Source organism: Paenibacillus sp. 1-8, assembly GCF_056316205.1.
Window position 1 is genome coordinate 470,018 of record NZ_CM149995.1, and the last position, 22,159, is coordinate 492,176.

The window sequence follows — 22,159 nt, forward strand, 5'->3', positions numbered from 1 at the left end:
AAATCAGGCACAATGACGAAAGCAGGAAAGCGGAGGATAGGCATGGCAAAACAAAAATTGACCGTAGGGCTGGTGTATGGCGGCAAATCGGGCGAACATGAGGTTTCGCTGCAAACGGCGTATGCGGTACTGAACGCTTTTGATTATGAGAAATACGAGATTATTCCTTTTTATATTACGAAGGCTGGCGATTGGCGCAGAGGGTCGCTGCTTGACGCACCCTTGGCTTCCGTAGAGCAATTGAAGCTGGAGCGCGCAGAGGGCGGTACGAAGGCGGCATTAGATACGTTGTTTGGCAAGCTGTACGGAGAGCAGACGCTGGATGTGCTGTTCCCGCTGCTGCACGGCACCTTTGGTGAGGACGGAACGATCCAGGGCTTGTTCGAAATGGCAGATATGCCTTATGTTGGTGCAGGCGTGCTGGCTTCTGCCGCAGGGATGGACAAAGGCGTTATGAAGAAGCTGTTTGAGCATGCAGGATTGCCGCAAGTGAAATACTGTTATTTTAACAGTACACAGTGGTCAAAAACCAGTCATGATCTGGTGCGCCAAATGGAAACCGAATTAGGGTATCCGTGCTTCGTCAAACCGGCGAATCTGGGATCAAGTGTCGGTATTTCCAAAGCCAGTAACCGGGAAGAGCTGGAAAAAGCAGTTGAGCTTGCTCTGCAATTTGATCTGAAGGTCATTGTGGAGGAGTATGTCGATGCCCGCGAGGTCGAGGTCAGCGTACTTGGCAACGACGAGCCGATTGCTTCCGTACCGGGCGAAATTGTATCGTCCAGCGACTATTACGATTATGCTGCCAAATACACGGACGGCCAATCGGAAATGCTCATTCCGGCACCGCTGGACGAGGAAGTAGCAGATCGTATCCGTGAAGCTGCATTGCAGGCATTCCGCGCTCTGGAGGGCTGTGGTATTTCCCGTGCCGATTTCTTCGTCAGACGTTCGGACGGACATATTCTTATCAATGAAGTAAACACGATGCCGGGCTTTACGCCGTTCAGTATGTATCCATTGCTGTGGAGAGAAACGGGCGTATCCTATCAAAGCTTGCTGGACCGCATGATTGCGCTCGCACTGGAGCGTTATGAACGCAGGTCTGCGCTGCATTACGAGAACTCATAAATTCGAACCAGGGGGGGCTGATCACTCCCCTTTTTGTTCATATACACGGTTTACAATCAGGATTTGTAAAAATCCTTCACGAAAGGTGGCGGCTAAACATGGGCTTTCAAACGGAATTTAACTCGGTGTGCAAATTCAAGAGCGAACAGGAATTGTACGAACTGCTGGAATACGGACGCGGTAAAATGGTTAAATCCGGACTGCGTGTGTTCCCGACAGGCCAGAAGGTCATCGCTTACAGTGCGGACAATGTGGCAGTTGCCATCGTGCAGATTGTCGGCTGTATTGCCGAAATCAATTTTCAGGGCGACGAAGTGACCGAGGTTGAAATGATCCTCATTCGCAAACTGAATGAAGAGGAAGCAAGAATTCAGACCTCCTTGGCGGATGAAATGTTTTTTGGAGCGCAATAGGCAGGACAAGAACTGGTTCACGCCGAATCAGAGGGAGCTTTTCCGGGTATGATCAGTAGAAAAGGGATTGAGGTCACAGAACGAAAGCGGCCTTGCCATCTACTGCGATCTGCTGAAAGGAAGGACACCTATGATAGTAAGGTTCGGCTATGTAGCCATGTCAGTCACCGTACAAAATGCATCGCCCTCCAAAACGATGACGCTCGCCAGCTTTAACAAAATTGGAGATCGAGAGGCCGCTATTCGCAAGCTGGAGCGGATTGCAGCCGAAAACCTGCATAATACACTGCGACTACTGCGTCATAATCGGGCGAGCGATATCAAGGTGTACCGTTTTTCATCCAAGCTAATTCCGCTGGCGACTCATCAGAATTTGCGTGACTGGGACCCCTTTCAGGCGCTTGCCGCTGATTTTGCAGAGGTCGGGAATTATGTTAAAAAGAACGGGATGAGGGTATCGTTTCACCCGGATCATTTTACAGTGCTGAGCACTCCCCGCCCGGAAGTGCTGCAAAGCTCCATTAACGATCTTCAGCATCATAAAGCGATGTTGGAGGCGATGGGGCTTGGTGCGGATGCCAAGAACAACATTCATATCGGCGGCGCGTATGGAGACAAGGTGACGTCGAGTCAGCGTTTTGTAGAGCAGGTGGATGCGCTGGAGCTTTCGTTAAGGGAACGAATGACGCTGGAAAACGATGATAAAACGTTTAATGCGGTGGAAACGCTGGAAGCGTGCAAACGGACGGGGCTGCCGATGGTTCTCGACATTCATCATCAATGGGTGAATAATGAGGGCGAGAAGCCGTGGGAGCTGTGGCCCGGCATTTTGGATACCTGGAAAGGGGAACTGGCTCAAACGGGATCCTCTCCCGATCATCCACTGCCACCCAAAATCCATGCGTCCAGTCCCAAAAGTGAAAAAGACCCCCGCAGTCATGCCGACGGTGTTCAGGTGGAGCCGTTGCTTACTTTTTTGCGCAACATTGCCGGATATACGGATCAGATTGATGTCATGCTTGAAGCCAAACGCAAGGATGAAGCGTTGTTCAGACTGATGGACGAACTGCGTGCACGGGAAGGTGACGGAGTGAAGGTGCTGAATGGAGCTTCGGTAGAAATTACGCCTTAAAGAATAGTATTCTGCGGATAATGCTCCCATATAGAGAAACTTTATGAAGCTTATTGTGTATACTAGAATGTGTAAACTAGATGTGTACCTTTAATAGAGATGGTTAAGAAGCTGTGCTGTAATGCAGCTTCGTAAACCACGTAACAATGATATAGAAAGTAGAGTGAACACGTTGAATGAACATGAAAACGAAAAGGTTCCCTATATCGTATCAGGAAAAAGCTATACCGCCGTGGCCATTAACGCGGCATCCAAAGCCGGGGAATGGATCAAAAGCAGACTGGGTACCGTTGAGCAGTTAAGCACCAAGCAGTCTTCGACGGACCTTGTGACCGAAGTGGATAAAGGTGCGGAGCAAATGATCCGCAGACTGATTCTTACCCATTTTCCCGACCATGCCATTCTGGGCGAAGAGGGTGTAGAGCCGGGGGCTGAGGCTTCGGCCCGTGCGTTGGAGGCTGCTCGTGAAGAGGAATATTTGTGGATTATTGATCCGGTAGATGGCACAACTAATTTTGTACACAGCCTGCCGTACTACAGTGTATCTATCGCCTTGGCCCACCGTGGAGAGGTGATTGTCGGTGTCATTTATGATCCGTCCCGCGACGAAATGTTTGTGGCTGAAAAAGGTAAGGGCGCGTATGTGCATGGCAATCCGATGAGAGCATCCAGAGAAGAAACACTGGGAGATAGTCTGGTGTGTATCGGCTTCCCGCCGGACCGCACTTTTGCACAGCCGCTAAATATGAAGATTACACAGGCACTTACACCTCAGGTGAGAGGCATCCGGGCGCTTGGCTCGGCAGCATTGCATTTGGCCTATGTGGCTTCAGGACGGCTTACAGCTTACTGTGAAATCGGTCTGAATGCTTGGGATGTGGCAGCAGGCGCTTTGCTGGTGCAGGAATCGGGGGGAACGATCACAGATACGCTCGGTAGACCTTATGACCTGAGTGTGCGACATATTGCAGCGACCAATACGGCTATTCATTCTCAACTCATTCAAGTGCTAAAAGAAGCAGACGCAACCGGGTTATAATAAAACGCAGATCATTCTGAAGGAGGATAGCGTGATGAGCCAATCCGAAGAATTGGAACGCGAGCTCAGTGAAATGCTGATGGAAGGCGAAATTCGTGAGAATGAGGCCAAAAAACGCGAACGGCTCACTCCTAAATATGAGGTGCGGATTCAAACCCATATCGACCCTATTGTGGAGGAGACGCGTAAATACCGCAGCATGGCACGGGAACTGGACGACCGCTACGATGAATATATGAGCAAGGCGGACCCATCGGAACCAACCGACAAACGCTAAGCGAACACAAATACCTCTTGCCGAATGACCAAGGCTTGGGGTATTTTGTATGATGTACAGCTTTATCAGGCAATCCATTCCAGACTGGACCGGACAGGACGAGCGAAGGAGGCGACATCCACTGATAACCTATTTTAAGAGCGCTTTCAAAAATGCCGGAATCCATCATAAAATGGTGCTGTTGATTACAGTGCTCATGCTGGTTAATTTTGCGGTTGTTGCAGTCATACTTAAATACGTATTTCATATTTATGATAATCAAATGTATAAAAAGACCTCCGAAGTGCTCAATATTTCCTCAATCGGTATTGAAAATGAGCTGAAGGATGTTGAAAAAGTTACTTTCAAGGTGACAACAGATGAGCAGCTTCAGCGGTATTTGCTACAATTGGAAAAGGAAACCTCACCTTATGCCAAAATGGTGCTGCGTAAAAAAATAACGAACAGGCTTATCGCCTTCGCCGGCTCTGAAACCTATATCTACTCTATGATGGTGATCGACAAAGAGGGGCAAGTCATGAGTGCGGGCAACCGCGAGGGCATTCCTCAGGAGCTTCGCTCCACCCTGTCGATGCTGGCAGACGAACATGACGGCTCCAATGCATGGTATGTGGCGGGTCACTCCTCCCTGCTGGCTGCGAGGCAGTTCAAATCCTTTACGGATTCCAACTTTACTCTGAACGGACTCGGAACACTGGCGATTCGTGTACGGATTGACCGGATTGTAGCCGACCGTGTGCAGACTTCTGGTGGTGACGGACAGCTAATGATCACCGATGGAAGACGTATGATCTATCCCGAAACACCGCTGTTGAGTGACAGCGATATTCAGGCCGAGCTTGGGCGAAAGCAGCCTTATGGTATTGCAACCTACACAGGCGGAACCTTTTTCGCAGCTCAAACCAAATCCTCCTATACGGGCTGGACGTATTTGCATATGACCCCCTTCGACGACATGTTTCGCAGTATTACGATCATCAAAGAAATTGTAAGCGCTATTTTTGTCATTATGCTTCTGATTGCGCTGGCACTGGGGGCCCGACTATCTGGCAGTATTACGAAGCCGATCGTTCAATTAATCCAGAACATGCGTAAAATTGAAAAAGGCGATCTGGATCGTCTGGAGGAGGAAGCTCTCGGCGCGGTTCCGCTTTCCACACAGGATGAGGTGGGCTTGCTGCACCGTACCTATAAGAAGATGATCCGCCGTATCCGTGAGCTGATTAATGAGAATGTGGCAAAGCAGCTATTGTTGCGGGAAACGGAGCTTAAAGCGCTTCAGGCGCAGATTAATCCGCATTTTTTGTATAACACGCTGGAGTCCGTGAACTGGCTCGCCAAGGCGAATAAGCAGGATCGGATTTCGGAAATGGTGGAGGCGCTGGCCTTTCTGCTACGCAGTGCCGTCAGTTTTGAAGAACAGCTCATTCCACTTCGAAAAGAGCTGGATATTGTGCGAAGTTATGTAACGATCCAAAAAACACGCTTCGACGAGCGACTCATTTTCCATCTGGATGTACCGGAAGAACTGATGGACGTGCAAATTCCGAAGTTAACGCTCCAGCCTTTGGTAGAGAATGCGATTCATTACGCGCTGGAGCCGCGAATTGAGCCATGTCGGATTGCTATCATTGCCCGGGAGCAAGAAGGTGCGTTGTTGCTGCGGGTCGAGGATGACGGGCCGGGAATGACGCTGAATTTCTTGGAAAAGCTGCGGAGTGGGCAGATCACTACCCGTGGTCAGGGTATTGGGCTTGCGAACATTCAGGAGCGGATTGACCTGACGTTTGGTACACCGTGGGGCATAGAGCTGCATAGCGAGTCAGGAACAGGAACGTCGATTCATGTCTGTATTCCATATGTGAAAGGGGATTAGGATCATGTACAAGGTGCTGCTGGTTGATGATGAGCGTATGATTTTGGAAGGTATATCACAGGTGGTCGATTGGGGCAAAGCGGGTACGAGGCTGGTCGGTACGGCACGTAATGGGATTGAGGCGTATGATCAGATTCAGGCCAGCCCGCCTGATTTTGTCATTAGCGATATCTCTATGCCCGGACTGGACGGAATCGGACTGGTGGCGAGAACGACGGAGCATTTTCCGGACGTTCGGTTCATTCTGTTGTCTGGTTATAAGGATTTTGATTATGCCTGCCGGGCCATGCAATACGGGGTAAAGCACTATTTGTTGAAGCCCTGCAACGAGAGGCAAATCCATGAGGCGCTGACCGAGCTGGGGCAGGAGCGGGAGGAACAGGACGAACGCAAGCAGTTCGTGAACCGGATGAAGCTTGATTTTCAGCGTATGCTGCCTCATGTGAAGGAGCATTTTTTGAAGGAGTTTATTTCCTATAAAACTTACGGCAGTCGGGATATCGCTTTTTATGAGCGGTTATTCAGTCTGGAGCTGCAAGATAAGCAGGTTCGGATGCTCCTGCTGCGGGTCGAGGAATCCCATGAGCCGGAGCATCTGTTTGCGCTGCAAAATATTGCAGCGGATTTAATGGACGATGTATTGCTTGGGACGACCATGCAAGGACAACTGCTCATCGTGCTGGAGAGCGAGGATGACACGTCACGGCTGATGAAGCAGATTGAAGCGGTGCGTGCGACGTTTCGTCGCTTTTACAAGCTGGAGGTAACGGTCGCGGTTAGTGAGTCGGATAGTATGCAGCATTCACGCGGGATGTATCGGGAGACGCTGCATTGTATGAATCACCGTTTTTACACCGGGGAGGGCAGTCTGATCACCAAGGAGGATCTGGCAGCCGAAGAACCCCGGGAGATGGCAGACTTGGAGCTGGACGAAGAGAAGTTCGGCCTGCTGATTAAGGCGGGGAATACGGAGGAGGTAGCGCAGGAGGTAGATCGGCTATTCGGCATCCTGTCCCGTATGAAGCTGGAAATTTCCGTGACCCGCTCCTATGTGCTGCAACTGTATGCAGCCATGATTCGCATATGTCCCGAGGAGGAACGCGCGGCATTCACCAGCCGAATGGTCGTGCTGGCTGAGCAAAAAACACTCGCTTGCCTCAAATCTTTCGTACAGGAAGCCGCCGGACGAATGACCGCGATCTACTATAAAAGCAACGTGTCCCGGCAGTCCTCTACCGTTGATAAAATGATCACTATCATCGAGCAAAACTACAGAAAATCCGATTTGTCACTGAACGGAGTGGCAGGTCAAATGCTGTACATGAATTCCGACTACTTAGGAAAAATTTTCAAAAAGGTGACGGGTGAAAACTTTTCGCACTACGTCAATCGCTACCGCATCGAGCGTGCAGCAGAGCATATTCGGGAGACGGGAGACGTGAAGGTGTTCGAGCTGGCCGAATGGTTCGGTTTCGGCGGAAACGCCCAATATTTCAGCCAGGTGTTCAAAAAATGGGCGGGGATGACCCCATCGGAGTATATTAAATCACAGGAACGGGGATGAGTGGGTAAGTAAGGCTCTAATTCCCTTCCTCAAAAGAAAAAGGAGCCTTACGGCTCCTTTAAAGTTTCATGGCATACATCATATTACACGTTAAAGTTTATACGTACGTCAATTTAGATGCAGCTTGTTCATTAGTTGATTCTTCAAACCCAAGTTTGAAGCCCAAAGCAAGAGCAACTTTCATTACAGTCTCCATAGAGGGCACAGACGTTGAAGTCTCCAATCTCGCCACTTGGGCTTGAGTAATACCAGTTCTCTCAGCTACATCCCGTTGTGTAAGCCCAAGTTCTTTACGTCTGCGGACGATATCATTTACTACCCGAGCCATTTCAGCGATCACTTGTTTTTCATAATCAGTTTTATAGTTTAACTGTTTGCGTCTATCGGACCAAGTTTTAAGTTCTGGTTTCTCATTCATTGTGTTATCACCTCCGGTATCAAGGGGATTTACTTTCCGAAACGCTTCATCCAATCCTTCATCCTATTTTCGGCTCGTTCAATTTCATGATTTGGGGTTTGTTGAGTGCTTTTCTGAAAGACGGTTAACAGCACGAGCTTACCTTGCCAGCGAAAGTATAGGATTCGAAGGCGTCCAGGCCGTAATTCGTACAACCCGCCTCGTAAAGGGCGTGTGTGTGGCATTCCATCCTCTACTCTCTGAAAAGTGTAATCAATATCTTCTAGATGTTTCTCAGCTTTCATATCACCGCATACAGCCTTATCATCCAGTAATTGCAGGAAGTCATCCACTTCAGAGTTCCCTTTAACCGTATAATAAAAAATAATTTCTGCCATGAAACAACCTCGTTTCTCTGTAATCAGACTTTGATATCGTCCTTGATATAAATATATCAAGGACGATATCAAATGGCAAGAGGATCTTCATGTTGTGATCATAGGCTTAATTTCAGAAATCCGGGGGCGGTGGCGATGGGAAGCATCATCCAACTGCGTAGTGGCACGATAAGAAACTTTTAAGTTCGGCTTATTTAGGTACAAGTAATCCCCTCTGTTTTTTAAACCCAGGAAACCTGATTTGTGTATTCCAATGTTTCGCTGCTTTTGGGAAAATAACAACAGGAGCAGATGTAAACGCTATCAAATTAGCGTGAATACGTTGTCACTTGTATTATGGCTCCTTTCTAGATTAGCGAAAAGGGGAGAGATAGGTGGGCAAAAAAGGATGGTTTCTGATCATAGCCATGCTGCTCGTTTTGACGACGGCATGCAGCGGAGCAAATGGCGGCAGCAATTCGGGCACAAGTGCAGACGGGAAGGTAAAGTTGCGGATCGCTTGGTGGGGATCGGATACGCGTCATGAATATACGCAGAAGGTCGTCGACCTGTATAAGCAGAAAAATCCAAATGTAACGATTGATGTGGAATATGCCTCTTTTGATGACTATTGGAAAAAGCTCGCCCCGCAGGCTGCGGCAAACCAACTGCCGGATATTGTACAAATGGACATTTCATACATTAGCCAATATGCGAAGAATGGCCAGCTGGAGGATCTAGCGCCTTACTTGAATCAAAAAATTCAGGTTGCTGATGTGACCGAAAATGTACTCAAAACCGGCGTAATTGCCGGAAAGCAATATGGTATTCCAACAGGTGTTAATGTTCTGGGTTTCCAGTATGACCCGGCGTTGCTCAAAAAAGCGGGCATAGATAAAATTCCTGACAACTGGACATGGGATCAATACAAAGAACTGGCCTTGAAGGCAGGCTCCAATAAAGTATACTTTGACAGCTCCATGGCTGCCGATATTTTCTTCCATTACTATTTGCGTACTCAAGGAAAGTCCCTCTACAATGCGGAAGGAACAGGATTGGGGTATGACGATGACAAGCTGTTTGTCGATTTCTTCGGCGGATTGGCTGATCTGATCAAGAAGGGGGCGACCCCGTCTCCGGAAATTATGAACCAAACCAAGGGGATTCTTGAGGAATCCGATATCGTAAAAGGAACAGGCATTGGCATTTGGCAGTGGTCCAATCAGTATGTGGGCTTACAGCAGGTCGTTAACCGCCCAATGGCGCTGGCTCCGATGTTTGGGCCGAATATGGAAAAAGGTATCTACATGCAGCCTACGATGTATTGGACGGTCGCTGCCCGTTCGCAGGTGAAGGATGAGGCGGCCAAGTTTATTGATTTCTGGATGAACGATGTGGAAGCCAATAAATTGATTAAAGGCGAACGGGGCGTACCGATTTCCGCCAAAATAAAGGAAGCTGTAGCTCCTGAGTTGAGCGAGGCTACGAAGCAAGTGTTTGATTTTGTGGCCTCCATGGAGCCGAAAGCATCTCCAATGAGCCCACCGCCGCCAGTTGGATCACCGGAAGTGATTGCAACGCTGACCGATTATATTGAGCAGGTCAATTTCGGACAGATGAAACCTGAGGATGCAGCGGTCAAATTCCGCGCAGATGCGAATGCCATTCTTGCGAATAATAAGCAGTAGGCGGTGCAATGGAAGCTTATCTTTGAGTGCCTGAACCAACTTTAGCATTTGGGCGAATGCAAGTTTCGTTAAGTTAACCGTGCGTAGTGCATAGCTTGATTGCGTACGGTTAACCCGACGAGCAAACTGCATAAGCTACCTTTGTATTATCATAATAAAATACACGTAACAACGAATATGTAATATTTTTAATCCAATCTATTTAGGAAATTGTAACAGAAGGGAGGCTTGATGAGCTTGCGAAATCATCAGAGCTTGAGAGCCAATATGACCGGATATGCGTTTATCAGCCCGTTTATTGTGGGCTTTCTGGCGTTTACGTTAATTCCAATGTTTATTTCGCTGTATCTGTCCTTTACCACCTACAACCTGTTCACCCCGCCCAAATGGATTGGTCTGGGGAACTTCGAAAAAATGTTCACAGGCGACCCGAAATACTGGAATTCGATCAGGGTCACGTTTACGTATGTGCTGGTCGGTGTACCGCTGCGACTGATTTTCGCGCTGTTTGTGGCTATGATTTTGAATACCAAATCGCGCATGGTCGGCACGTATCGGACGATGTACTATCTGCCGTCCATTATCGGGGGCAGCGTTGCGGTATCCATTATGTGGCGGAACATTTTCAGTAATAACGGCATAGTGAACAGCTTGCTTTCGACCCTGGGGGCGACTCCGGTGAAATGGTTTGGTGATCCGGATGCTTCGCTTACGATGCTGATCACCCTGTCCGTATGGCAATTTGGCTCCTCCATGCTGATTTTTCTGGCAGGATTAAAGAACATTCCTGTTGAATTGTACGAGGCGTCCAGTGTAGATGGCGCTAAGCCAGTACGAAAATTTTTCAGTATTACGCTGCCGTTGCTTAGCCCAATTATTCTATTTAATCTGATTATGCAGACGATCAGTGCCTTTATGACCTTCGTTCCGGCGTATGTTATTTCCAAGGGCGAGGGAGGTCCAATGGATGGAACGATGCTGCATTCGTTGTATTTGTTCCGGCAGGCGTTTATGTTCAGCAATATGGGATATGCGGCGGCGATGGCTTGGGTCATGCTCATTATGATTGCGATCCTGACAGCGATATTATTTATATCCTCTAAATACTGGGTATTCTATGAAACGGAAAAGGGGCGCTGATACCGATGGCATGGAAAACGTTCAAATGGCCGATCTATCACATTCTGGTCGCTGCACTGGCGCTCCTGATGCTGTATCCCGTGTTCTGGATGCTGTTCAGCTCGTTTAAAGAAAGTCGGACGATATTCGTCACGGCATCCTCGCTTTTCCCTACAGAATGGATCTGGCAAAACTATGTAACAGGCTGGAAAGGCACAACTGGGTATAACTTTGGCACATATATTATGAATTCGCTCACTATCGTAGTGATTTCAACGATTGGAGCTGTGCTTTCCTCCTCATTGATCGCATTTGGCTTTGCACGTTTGAAATTCAGAGGGCGTAACTTGTGGTTTGCCCTGATGATGGTAACGCTCATGCTGCCGGGGGATGTGGTGCTGGTGCCACAATATATTATTTTCACCAAGCTCGGCTGGATTAACACGATTTTGCCGCTGGTGGTACCGTCGTTTTTCGGAATGCCGTTCTTTATCTTCCTGATGGTTCAGTTTATACGGACGATACCGGCAGAGCTGGATGAAGCGGCGACGATTGACGGATGCGGCAAATTCCGGCTGTATTTTCGAATTATTTTGCCCCTGCTTAAATCGTCACTGGCTACGGCGGCAATCTTCTCTTTCTACTGGAAGTGGGAGGATCTGCTCGGTCCGGTGCTGTATCTGAACTCACCGGAGAAATATACCGTTTCTATTGCACTCAAAATGTTCCTCGACAGCGAGTCTGCCTCCAACTGGGGTGGGATGTTCGCCATGTCCATCTTAAGCTTGCTACCGGTTATCGCTGTATTCTTCGCATTCCAGAAGCAGATTGTTGAAGGAATGAGTACGAGTGGATTGAAGGGATAGGGTAGGGCTAAGGACTATTGCGGAGAGGTGAGTGGAATGTGGAAGTTCGATTTTGGTCCGGGTGAGCCTGCGGATGGCTACACGGGAGTACCCCCGGATTACCTGTATACTGCCGAGCACGGCTACGGGTTTGAAGACGTAGACCATGTGTATGGCCGGGAAAGGCAGATGTCCGACGTATCCGCACCTAAGGATATGCTCGCACGGCTGCGAAGCAGCTTTTGCATCCCGCTGGGGGCAGCGTTTGTCGCCGATGTACCGGAGGACGGGACGTATCTTGTCACCGTGCTGCTCGGCGATCCGCTCGCAGAGACGCTCACACGCCTCAAAGCGGGCGAGGGCAAGCATGTGCTGCCCCCGTTACACATGCTGCCGGGCCAGTTCACCGAGGCCCGGTTTACGGTGCCCGTCAGAGGCGGCAAGCTCCGCCTCGCCGTATCGGGTACCGCCCCGCGGCTCAATGCGCTGGAGATTGCGCCAGCGCCACAGACCCTCCGGCTGTTCCTAGCCGGAGATTCCACGGTTACGGATCAGGATGCGTCCGGCTATCCGTATACAGGCTGGGGTCAGGCTTTGCCAGCCCTGTTCAAGCATGATGTCTGCGTGGATAATCACGCCGTATCGGGAAGAAGCTCCAAAAGCTTCGTGGACGAAGGACGGCTGGACATCATTTTGGCTGAAATGAAAGCAGGAGACTTCCTGTTCATCCAGTTCGGCCATAATGATCAGAAGTCGGACCCGGAACGGGCTACAGAGCCTTTTACAACCTATAAGGAGCATCTGCGCCTCTACGTTGACGGAGCCAGAAGTCATGAGGCTACTCCAGTGCTGGTCACACCTGTACACCGCCGTTTTTTTAACGGGGATGGTACGCTGTCCGACACACATGGTGACTATGTAACAGCGGTTCGTGAGCTGGCGGAAGAGGCGAACGTGCCTCTGATTGACTTGGCTGCCCGCACGCAGGAGTTATATGAGCGGCTGGGTCCCGAGGCAAGCAAAGAGCTTTTTATGTGGCTGCTGCCTGGTGAATATTTGAACTTTTCCAGTGGCTTGGAGGATAATACACATTTTCATGAGAACGGTGCGGTCTGTATTGCAGACATGGTGGTGGATGCTGTGAAGGAGCTGGATTTGCAACCCTTACGCATATATTTACGATAGACGGACGGGTTTTTCTCTAACGGGTGTCAAGGAGGCAGTTAACGTGAAAATTACCAAAGGGGGAGACGAAGAAATGCCTGCACTGATTTTTAATGAGGAACAAATTAAACAGGTGATCGACCGGGTGGTGGAGCGTACGTTTCAAATGCACTATAGCTGGGATTGGCCTGGCGGCGTAGCCTTTTACGGGGTGTGTGAAGCCTATGAAGCAACCGGGAACGAGAAGTATTTGACCAAATTAAAGGAATGGGTCGATGAAAATATTGCGGATGGACTTCCACCGCTCTCGGTGAACGGTGTGTCTGTGGGACACTGCTTGCTGACGCTGTATCAGGCTACAGGTGAGCAAAAATACCTTGATATCGCCATCGAGATGGCAGAATTTTTGGCCAAAAAAGCGGAGCGGTTTGCCGACGGCATTTTCCAGCATACCGTGAATTCACTTCATGACGTATTTCCGCAGCAGGCGTGGGTGGATACGATGTTTATGGCGGGCTACTATTTGCTGCGCATCGGCCATCTGCTGGGCAACCGGGAATATTGGGAGGACGGTATCCGTCAATATCACGGGCATGAGGAATTTTTGCAGGACCCGGATACGAATCTGTATTATCACGGCTGGGATCATGCGAACCAAAGCCGGATGTCGGGGATATACTGGGCGCGGGGAAATTCGTGGGCGGCACTCACGATGGCAAAGGCGCTGAAATTTGTGGAGGTGCAGCATCCATCCTATATGATCATCGACGGTTCGCTGCGCGACCAGCTCAGTGCGCTGGTGCGGCTGCAATCCCCGGAAGGGCTGTGGCATACGGTGCTGAATGATGAAACCTCCTATCTGGAAACCTCGGGCTCCGCAGGCATTGCGACAGCTTTGCTTATGCAGGGACGATTGTTTAACAAATACACGCAAAAGGCGATCGACGGTATTCTTTCCCGAATCAAGGAGGACGGCACCGTGACGGGTGTATCCGCTGGAACCGCCGTGATGAACGATATTGACGGCTACCGTAACGTGCCCTACAAACGCATTCAGGGCTGGGGACAAGGACTGGCGCTTGCGTTTCTGGCTCAATTGCTGCGTACCAAGGAGAATCCATTCGGGTAGAAAGGTAGGTTGCTTGCGGCTGACTCGTCAGGATTAAACACTGTGACAGATTCACTGCCAGCAATTTATTTTTGAGAACAGCATAGGGATGCGCAAGTATTTTAGGTGAAAGGAGTCGGATAGCATGGGAAATACTGAGCTTCCTCAGGAAAAAGTAAACCAGCCGCGGGGCAGCTTATTTTGGGTCATCCCCGATGGATATATTCCACCCGAAAGCCGGGGAGAGCTGCTTAGTCATGAGAGTATATGTGTGCTGAACTGCGGAACCCGTGCGGCCAAGCTGAGTATAGACATCTATTTTGAGGACCGCGAGCCGCTGGAGGGATTGATCGAGGTGGTGGAAGGAAGGCGAACCCGCCATATCCGCACGGCCTCTTTGGAGAGGAATGGTGAACGGATTCTGGCAGGCATTCCTTATGCGATTACGGTCACCAGCGATGTGCCGGTGATTGTGCAATATAGTAGACTGGACACGACACAGCCGGAACTGGCATTAATGAGCGTCATGGCGTACCCGGTTGAAGGCTGAGATATTGGCTTGAAGAAGGCATGTATCATATATATGAAGTTATAAGCCCCTGATTCGCTCGTGCGGCGGTTTCGGGGGCTTTTTGGCATGTCTGAAAGAGAGCAGTAGTATATAAGCTGAATAAAAAAAATGAAAGTTTTGGATATTTTTTTGTGTATTCATTATTCTTGAGAAGCGTCAACGATCAAAATAGCCGATCCCCATTGCATCCCGTACCTCACGCATGGTTTCCCGCGCCGTAGCCTGAGCCTTCCGCGTGCCCTCGATCAAAATTTCATCGATATCTCCCAGCCGTGCCGCATAAGTATTACGCCGTTCGCGCATCGGCTCCAGCAGCGTATTTACGGCCTGAGCCGCCAGCCTTTTGCAATCGGTACAGCCGATGGCTCCCTTGGAGCACTGATCGTGGATATCAATCATCCCTTCCTGACGGAAATAACGGTGATACTCGTACACCGGACAAATATCCGGATGCCCCGGATCATGCTTGCGCAGCCGTGCCGGGTCGGTTTTCGCCCGCGCGAGCTTAGTGCTGACTTCCTGGGCGGAAGAGTCGAGATACAGCGCGTTGCCCAGACTTTTGCTCATTTTGCTGTTACCGTCCAGCCCGGTTAGCCGCCCGCCTTGCAAAATGCGTGGCTCCGGCAGAACCGGACGGTACAGCTCATTGAAGCGGCGAACGATTTTCCGCGCCTGCTCCATATGGGGAATCTGGTCATCACCCGCCGGAACCAAAGTCGCCTTGCAGATCGCGATATCTGCGGCCTGACTAACCGGATAGCCAAGAAAGCCATAGTACATATCCTCGGTTCCTCGTTGACGGGCTTCATTTTTTACCGTCGGGTTATGCCGCAGCGAATTGACGGTCACGAACATGCTAAAATATTGCGCCAGCTCCGCAATTTCAGGAATCATGGACTGGATGAAAAGGGTAGCCTGGTTCGGGTCGATGCCTGCTGCCAAATAGTCGAGAGCAACTTGACGGACGCTCGTAGCTAACACGTCGGGATGGTCAAAATGTGTGGTCAATGCCTGCACATCAGCCAAAATTAGAAAGGTGCGGTATTCATACTGTAGCTCTGTTCTGCTACGCAGACTGCCGATGTAATGGCCGAGATGGAGCTTGCCAGTCGTACGGTCGCCAGTCAGGATAATATCGGATGTGGATTGCATTTGGTTTCCTCCCTGAATTCAATAAGTCATTAACTGCTGCAAAAATAATACGGTATGCGCTGAACGAATCCATTGTTTCAGGCATCCGGATACAAATACCTCGTCTATTGGCGAGCCGCCACCACCAGCCGTCCTCCACGGCCATCACCTCCCTTCAAGTCCAAAGTTCATCCTAGAAAAATGCAGCTTAAAAACCAACACAAAAAAGCTCCGTCCCTGGAACATCACAGCATACGGTCTATGCCGTTACTGCAATATCGCAATACGCTATGACATAGCGATTGCGTTCCGAGGACGAAGCTTGTGCTTCGCGGTGCCACCTGGATTGACCGTTGGCTTCTGACCAACGATCCTCTCACCAGATACGGACGTGCTTCTTATCAGGCGCTAACGCTGCCTTTAAGTACCGTCGATATCCTGTCCCTTGATAACGGATGGACTATTCCGCCTTACCTACTAACAACTTCACTAGGGGAAGCTGTGTTCAACGTGGTGCTCCGAAACCCATTTCAACAGAAGCGAAACATCGGCTCCCACCCAACGCCGACTCTCTGAAGCTTCTTCTTCCGCCTACTTCTTTTCATCATCGCCATACAATTTTATACAGTTTACCATTCCACAAGTGAAATGTACATCCCTTTTCAGTCGACTTTTAGTGGCTTTGCAGCAGATGCTTTTCGCGGCTTGGAGCTTCTCTGACCTCCAAAATTGGTGCCCAACACCCCGACAATAATAATAACGGCCCCGACAATGTGATAGTATGCGAGCTGCTCCTTCAAAATGTAAGCACCCGCAATCATGGATATGAGAGTGGACAAATTACCGATGACACTCATTTTGGACGCCTCAATTCGCTTCAATGCATAGCTCGATAGCAGCGAGGTTATAAGCGTTGACAGAATCCCCAGATAGGCCAGAGCCAGCCAGTAATCAAGCTTCACCAGTGGGGCGGTATAAGCGCTCATGGAACCATCTATCGTATGATATCCCAGTGCCACCAAGTTAAAAACGACACATCCCAGAATGGAGGTAACGTAGGTTAGCTCCAGCGGATTGTATTTTTGCGTTAATGGACGTGCCAATACATTATAGCCGGAGAGGCATATCGCAGATAGCACGAGCAGAAGAATACCTCCGAAGCTGTTCGAAGCCAGCGGCGCTCCACTTTTCATCACGAATATAAAAATAACGCCCGCTACAGAGAGCAGCAAGGAAAGCTTTTGGACAGCCGTTGTACGCTCTTTAATAAAATAGGACGCCAGCAGCAGCGTGAAGATAGGAACGATCGCCTGAATAATGCCGCCTTCCGATGAAGAGGTGCTCATTAGTCCGAAGGCTTGCAGTGGAAAATACACTAAAGGCGAGAGTAGCGCCAGCGGTAAAATACGCAGGATATCACGCCGCGTGATGTTAATCTTGATCCAGCCCAACAGTACCGGAACCGTCAAAACGATAAAAGACAACGCAAAGCGGTGGGCGATTACATCCAGCGGGCTGGCCTCTGTAACCGTCAGCTTCACAAACAAAAATGAAAAACCGAGTATAGCGGCATAGCTGAGAGCAGCCAGATAGGCGGCTCCCGTTTTGGAACGACTGTGCATGATAAACCTCCGTAATGGCTCAGGCATTTGTTTTCATTAGCCTATCCTGAATGATTTCAACATGTTGCTCCTCCCAATATACCCGTTTGGCGTCACTTGATACAATCCATAAAACGTACAACTGTACGGGTACAGTTTGCAAAATAAAAAAGCCGGAAGGCAGTCTCAAAGGTGGGATATCCCAGTCCTTAAAGCTGCTTCCGGCTCTTATCCTATCAGCATTCCATCATTTATTGATCTGCTTACTTGCCTTGCGCCATCGCACGGAAAGAATCGTCCGCCGCTTCCAGCGTAGCATCCACGTCTTCATCTGTGTGCGCCGTTGTGAGGAACCACGCTTCGTACTTCGATGGGGCCAGATGAATACCGCGATCCAGCATATGGCGGAAGAAGGAAGCGAACGCTTCGCCGTCCGTATCCTGCGCCTCATCGTAGTTCGTGATTGGATGATCACAGAAATGCGTCGAGAATGCCCCACGGATGCGGTTAATCGTCAACGGCACGCCATGGCGTGCGGCTGAGGAAGCGATGCCATCCGTCAGTCTCACAGCGAGACGTTCCATCTCTTCATACACGCCTTCGCCTTGAAGGACTTCAAGGCATGCAATGCCTGACGAGATGGAAGCCGGGTTGCCCGCCATGGTGCCCGCCTGATAAGCCGGGCCGAGTGGAGCAACCTGCTCCATCACATGCTTGCTGCCGCCGTAGGCACCGATCGGCAGGCCGCCGCCCATGATTTTACCCAGCGCGGTCAAATCCGGCTGAATCGCATCATGATTGTCCAACCCGGCGTACGTTTGGGTGGAGCCATAGTGGAAGCGGAACGCGGTAATGACCTCGTCATAGATGACGAGCGAACCGTTTGCCCGTGCCATCGAGCATAGCCCTTCCAGAAAACCGGGCTGCGGCATCACCATGCCGAAATTACCGACAATCGGCTCGACCATGACCGCTGCCACATCGTCGCTCCAACGCTCCAAGGCTTGGCGCAGCGCGTCCAGATCATTGAAAGGCACGGTAATAACCTCGCTAGCAATGTTGGTCGTAATTCCTGCACTGTCAGGTATGCCCAGCGTGGACGGGCCGGAGCCTGCGGCTACGAGCACCAGATCCGAGTGACCGTGGTAGCAGCCTGCAAATTTGATGATCTTATTTCGCTTCGTATAGGCCCGTGCAACACGGATCGTCGTCATGACCGCTTCTGTGCCGGAATTCACAAACCGGACCTTGTCCATGGAAGGAATGGCTTCCTTTAGCATCTTGGCGAGCTTGATTTCCAATACCGTTGAGGTTCCGTACAATACCCCGTTCGCCGCCGACTCACTAATGGCCTTGGTAATATGAGGGTGGGCATGTCCGGTAATAATAGGGCCGTAAGCCGCTAAATAATCAATGTACCGATTATCATCCACGTCCCAGAAATGAGCGCCTTTGGCGCGTTTCATAAATACAGGAGCGCCGCCGCCCACAGCCTTGAAAGAGCGTGAAGGACTGTTTACGCCCCCGACAATATGCTCCAGTGCTTCTTTATATAATGCTTCGGAGGTTTCCCGTTTCATCATCCAAAACTTCCTTTCCGTTCATTAAAATAGGATATACACACGCCAAAGGGCAGCGTTCACGGCTGCCCCTGCATACATCATTATAGCTCTTTTTGTCCTGTCTTTGTTGTCGAATGTGTGGCAGCAGCATCACTACTGGTATTGCTGCCACCCGTGAAAGAAGCCTTATCCGTCTTGGACGATGATGCACTGTCCGGTTGCTTCGTTTTGTTTTGATCCTTATTTTGTTCCTGTGTCTGTACAGGAGGATTGTTGAATATATCCTGCACGTATTTTTTCAATTCTTCCGGATCGCGGACGGTAAGAACCTGCGCGCCACCTACATTTTCTTCCCCAAGCAGCTTCATCGGCGGAACCTGCTCGCTGCCTGCAAAGCTGCTTTGGTAGCCGACGTTTGCCAGCCTCCACATATCGTTGACACTAAGATTCGTATCAATAAACGGGTTTACCTGTTGCAAAATGCTCGGCAAATTGGCAATGGAGGTCGTGCTCTGCATTTTCTGTGCTATAGCCTCCAAAAATGCACGCTGACGTCCTGATCGGGAGAAGTCCGACATGGCATCATGACGGAAGCGCACATATTGAAGCGCCTCTTTGCCGCCCAGATGCTGCATGCCCTTTTTCAAGTCAATATCGTATTCATGCTTATCCGCATTGCTTGTATAGTGCATATCCTTCTCCACTTCAAGATCAATGCCGCCCACGGCGTCCACCAGCTTAATAAATCCTTGAAAATCGGTATATAAATAATATTGCACCTGAATCCCCAGCAGGTCGCCAGCCGCCTTCATGGCCGTGTTGGGGCCGTGAGTAATGGCGGTGTTAATCCGACTTTTATTGTAGCCGGGAATATCCACGTACGTATCACGCAAAATAGAGAAGAGGTGAATCTTTTTCTTGACGGGGTCAAGCGATACGACCATCATACTGTCCGACCGGGGGACTTCCCCTTTTTGGATACCACGACCATCGACACCCATCAGCAAAATGTTGACCGGGTCCGTACCTTCCCACTTGGGCGGGTCTGGTGTGCGCACCTGATCGACCTGCGTTACATTTTTGAATGGGGAGTTTGCACCCTCTTTATGCAGATTGTCCAGTTGATTATAAATGGATAAAAAATAATACACGGCAAAGCCGACAATCGCGACGATAATCACGGTTAGAACCGACCATATCGTCCTTTTGGTTCTGCTTGTCATGGATGCTCTCCCTTTCGCTTTTCAATTCTTTACATTATAATTTCTTTTTGGAGCACAATCAATTTAACTATGGATTTTTCAAAATCCTGAATGTGAGGTATGACATGCTGGCAATTGATGTGCAGGATCTGCGCAAAACATTTAAAGTGCAAAAAAACCGCGAAGGCCTGAAAGGAGCCTTTCTTGATTTATTCGCCCGCGAATACAACGAGGTGGCCGCGGTCAAGGATATTTCCTTTGGTATTCCTCAGGGAGAAATATGTGGCTATATTGGTGAAAACGGAGCTGGAAAGTCTACTACGATCAAGATGCTGACTGGCATTCTCGTGCCGACCTCGGGACATCTCAAAGTGGGCGGCTATGTTCCTTACGAGGAACGTGAGAAATTCGTAAGTAATATCGGCGTTGTTTTTGGACAGCGCAGCCAGCTATGGTGGGACATCGGCGTGATTGAGTCCTTTCAACTGCTGCGCAAAGTATATCAGGTTCCGGCTACAGACTTCAAACGCAGGCTGGATGAGCTGGTAGAGCGGCTCCAATTACAGGACCTGCTAAGCCGTCCGGTGCGCAAGCTTAGTCTTGGGCAGCGGATGCGCTGTGAATTAGTGGCTGCGCTGCTGCACAATCCGTCCATCGTTTTTCTGGACGAGCCGACCATTGGACTCGATATTATGGTGAAGTCTGAAATCCGCGAGTTCCTGAAGGACATGAACCGGGATTACGGTACGACGATTTTGCTGACAACCCATGATTTGCAGGATATTGAAGCGCTGTGCTCGCGCGTCATTATGCTGGATGATGGGAACATCATCTATGATGGTGGTCTGGAGGATCTGAAAGCACGTTGGGGTACAGGACGGGAAGTACAGTTTCAGTTCGGCGTGCCCACCCAGCTTGAGCAATTACAAGCGTGGACAGCGGACATGCCGCTGACTTGGACGGCGGATAATGATTTGGCTGCCAAGGTGTGGATTCCGCTTCATATCAACGTATCGGATGTCTTGGCCAGCGTAGTCGGGCGTACGGACATTACGGATATCAAAATCATTGAAACGAACACCGATGATATCGTGCGTAGCATCTACCAATCCGGCTCGGCGGAACGCAAGGGCAATCCCGTGCTTCCGGCAGTGGAGGCCAAAGTCCATGCTTAGCGTATATACCGATTTTATTCGTATCCGGTTTCTCACCATGCTCGCTTATCGTGTGAACTATTATACGGGCATATTAATTTATTCCATGAATATTGGTGTATATTATTTCACGTATAAAGCGATTTATGGAGATGCGGGCAGCATCGGTGGCTTTTCCGCAGCCCAAATGACGACCTATGTAGCGGTATCGTGGATGGCGAGGGCCTTTTATTTCAACAATCTGGATCGTGAAATTTCGACAGAGATTCGTGATGGCAGCATTGCCATCCAGATGATCCGGCCGTATAACTATGTGCTGGTCAAAGTCATGCAGGGGCTTGGCGAGGGGATGTTCCGTTTTCTGCTGTTTATGATCCCGGGCATGGCGATTGCGATGCTGCTGTTTCCAGTGACATTGCCGAAGGACCCTGTAGCATGGATCAGCTTCCTCGTGATGCTGTTTTTCAGCTTTCTGATCAATACCCAAATCAATATTATTACGGGGCTGACGGCCTTTTTTGTTGAAAATAACGAGGGTATGATGCGCATGAAGCGGGTGGTAGTAGATCTGTTCTCTGGCTTGATTCTGCCCATCAGCCTGTTTCCAGGCTGGCTGGCGACTTTCGCTCAGTGGCTGCCATTTCAGGCGATTACGTATTTGCCCGGCTCCGTATTTACCGGACGAGTAAAAGGCGTTGGTATTTGGAATGTGCTGGGTATCCAAATCATTTGGCTGGTCGTTCTGCTCGTGCCGATGATCATCATTTGGCGACTGGCGCGCAGACGTCTGTTCGTGCAGGGAGGGTAG

The 22,159-nt window shown here is 49.8% G+C and carries 21 protein-coding genes and 1 other annotated feature; of the genes, 15 read left to right on the forward strand and 6 right to left on the reverse strand.

What is annotated here, in order from left to right; all coding sequences use genetic code 11:
• The first annotated feature begins 42 nt into the window (after nt 1-42).
• The 7 genes from AC0WRU_RS02070 (at nt 43) to AC0WRU_RS02100 (ending at nt 7,432) form a co-directional block, all read left to right on the forward strand.
• The gene (locus tag AC0WRU_RS02070) at nt 43-1,131 is read left to right on the forward strand and encodes a D-alanine--D-alanine ligase (protein WP_476127029.1); all 1,089 of its coding nucleotides are present in this window, start codon (nt 43-45) and stop codon (nt 1,129-1,131) included.
• 98 nt (nt 1,132-1,229) lie between these two features.
• Nucleotides 1,230-1,544, forward strand: coding sequence for a hypothetical protein (locus AC0WRU_RS02075; RefSeq protein ID WP_476127030.1), 315 nt, complete (start codon nt 1,230-1,232; stop codon nt 1,542-1,544).
• 130 nt (nt 1,545-1,674) lie between these two features.
• Entirely contained in the window at nt 1,675-2,676 is a 1,002-nt protein-coding gene (gene uvsE, locus AC0WRU_RS02080) for a UV DNA damage repair endonuclease UvsE (protein ID WP_476127031.1), read from the forward strand.
• A 121-nt stretch (nt 2,677-2,797) separates the two neighbouring features.
• The gene (locus AC0WRU_RS02085; protein WP_187644923.1) at nt 2,798-3,715 is read left to right on the forward strand and encodes an inositol monophosphatase family protein; all 918 of its coding nucleotides are present in this window, start codon (nt 2,798-2,800) and stop codon (nt 3,713-3,715) included.
• A 34-nt stretch (nt 3,716-3,749) separates the two neighbouring features.
• On the forward strand, nt 3,750-3,992 hold the full coding sequence (locus tag AC0WRU_RS02090) for a hypothetical protein (RefSeq protein ID WP_134911212.1): 243 nt from the start codon (nt 3,750-3,752) through the stop codon (nt 3,990-3,992).
• 172 nt (nt 3,993-4,164) lie between these two features.
• Nucleotides 4,165-5,868 carry a sensor histidine kinase gene (locus tag AC0WRU_RS02095; protein ID WP_476128540.1) on the forward strand — a complete coding sequence of 568 codons (1,704 nt, stop codon included), beginning with the start codon at nt 4,165-4,167 and terminating at the stop codon, nt 5,866-5,868.
• Nucleotides 5,869-5,872: 4 nt separating this feature from the next.
• Complete coding sequence (locus AC0WRU_RS02100; RefSeq protein WP_476127032.1) at nt 5,873-7,432, forward strand: response regulator transcription factor; 1,560 nt, start codon at nt 5,873-5,875, stop codon at nt 7,430-7,432.
• 97 nt (nt 7,433-7,529) lie between these two features.
• Here the strand turns inward: AC0WRU_RS02100 and AC0WRU_RS02105 are convergent, their stop codons facing one another.
• The gene (locus tag AC0WRU_RS02105; protein WP_025685350.1) at nt 7,530-7,850 is read right to left on the reverse strand and encodes a helix-turn-helix domain-containing protein; all 321 of its coding nucleotides are present in this window, start codon (nt 7,848-7,850) and stop codon (nt 7,530-7,532) included.
• A 29-nt stretch (nt 7,851-7,879) separates the two neighbouring features.
• Nucleotides 7,880-8,227, reverse strand: coding sequence for a type II toxin-antitoxin system RelE/ParE family toxin (locus AC0WRU_RS02110; protein WP_476127033.1), 348 nt, complete (start codon nt 8,225-8,227; stop codon nt 7,880-7,882).
• A gap of 374 nt (nt 8,228-8,601) precedes the next feature.
• On the opposite strand from AC0WRU_RS02110, the gene AC0WRU_RS02115 reads away from it, so the two are divergent.
• The 6 genes from AC0WRU_RS02115 (at nt 8,602) to AC0WRU_RS02140 (ending at nt 14,680) form a co-directional block, all read left to right on the forward strand.
• Nucleotides 8,602-9,894: an ABC transporter substrate-binding protein gene (locus AC0WRU_RS02115; protein ID WP_476127034.1), complete on the forward strand. Its 1,293-nt coding sequence runs from the start codon at nt 8,602-8,604 to the stop codon at nt 9,892-9,894.
• Nucleotides 9,895-10,125: 231 nt separating this feature from the next.
• A complete protein-coding gene (locus AC0WRU_RS02120) occupies nt 10,126-11,034 on the forward strand; it encodes a carbohydrate ABC transporter permease (RefSeq protein WP_476127035.1) in 909 nt (302 codons plus the stop codon).
• A 5-nt stretch (nt 11,035-11,039) separates the two neighbouring features.
• Entirely contained in the window at nt 11,040-11,879 is an 840-nt protein-coding gene (locus AC0WRU_RS02125) for a carbohydrate ABC transporter permease (protein ID WP_134911208.1), read from the forward strand.
• A 36-nt stretch (nt 11,880-11,915) separates the two neighbouring features.
• Nucleotides 11,916-13,043, forward strand: a complete 1,128-nt coding sequence (locus AC0WRU_RS02130; RefSeq protein ID WP_476127036.1) for a rhamnogalacturonan acetylesterase — start codon at nt 11,916-11,918, stop codon at nt 13,041-13,043.
• 73 nt (nt 13,044-13,116) lie between these two features.
• Nucleotides 13,117-14,151 (forward strand): glycoside hydrolase family 88/105 protein, encoded by a 1,035-nt coding sequence (locus tag AC0WRU_RS02135; protein ID WP_476128541.1) that lies wholly within the window; start codon nt 13,117-13,119, stop codon nt 14,149-14,151.
• Between the two features lie 124 nt (nt 14,152-14,275).
• Entirely contained in the window at nt 14,276-14,680 is a 405-nt protein-coding gene (locus tag AC0WRU_RS02140; protein WP_476127037.1) for a sensory rhodopsin transducer, read from the forward strand.
• Between the two features lie 177 nt (nt 14,681-14,857).
• On the opposite strand, the gene trpS is transcribed toward AC0WRU_RS02140, so the two are convergent.
• From trpS to AC0WRU_RS02160, 4 genes are all read right to left on the reverse strand, one after another.
• On the reverse strand, nt 14,858-15,853 hold the full coding sequence (gene trpS, locus AC0WRU_RS02145) for a tryptophan--tRNA ligase (RefSeq protein ID WP_476127038.1): 996 nt from the start codon (nt 15,851-15,853) through the stop codon (nt 14,858-14,860).
• A 287-nt stretch (nt 15,854-16,140) separates the two neighbouring features.
• Nucleotides 16,141-16,449 (reverse strand) — a binding site (T-box leader).
• Between the two features lie 45 nt (nt 16,450-16,494).
• Entirely contained in the window at nt 16,495-17,454 is a 960-nt protein-coding gene (locus AC0WRU_RS02150; RefSeq protein WP_476127039.1) for a DMT family transporter, read from the reverse strand.
• A gap of 242 nt (nt 17,455-17,696) precedes the next feature.
• On the reverse strand, nt 17,697-19,013 hold the full coding sequence (locus tag AC0WRU_RS02155) for a glutamate-1-semialdehyde 2,1-aminomutase (protein ID WP_476128542.1): 1,317 nt from the start codon (nt 19,011-19,013) through the stop codon (nt 17,697-17,699).
• 83 nt (nt 19,014-19,096) lie between these two features.
• Nucleotides 19,097-20,218 carry an LCP family protein gene (locus tag AC0WRU_RS02160; protein ID WP_476127040.1) on the reverse strand — a complete coding sequence of 374 codons (1,122 nt, stop codon included), beginning with the start codon at nt 20,216-20,218 and terminating at the stop codon, nt 19,097-19,099.
• A gap of 104 nt (nt 20,219-20,322) precedes the next feature.
• Here AC0WRU_RS02160 and AC0WRU_RS02165 point away from each other — a divergent pair, with 104 nt between their 5' ends.
• Together AC0WRU_RS02165 and AC0WRU_RS02170 are read left to right on the forward strand one after the other, a co-directional pair.
• Nucleotides 20,323-21,372 carry an ABC transporter ATP-binding protein gene (locus AC0WRU_RS02165; protein ID WP_025684388.1) on the forward strand — a complete coding sequence of 350 codons (1,050 nt, stop codon included), beginning with the start codon at nt 20,323-20,325 and terminating at the stop codon, nt 21,370-21,372.
• Nucleotides 21,365-22,159 (forward strand): ABC transporter permease, encoded by a 795-nt coding sequence (locus tag AC0WRU_RS02170; protein ID WP_134911204.1) that lies wholly within the window; start codon nt 21,365-21,367, stop codon nt 22,157-22,159. Before AC0WRU_RS02165 ends, AC0WRU_RS02170 begins: the two co-directional genes overlap by 8 nt.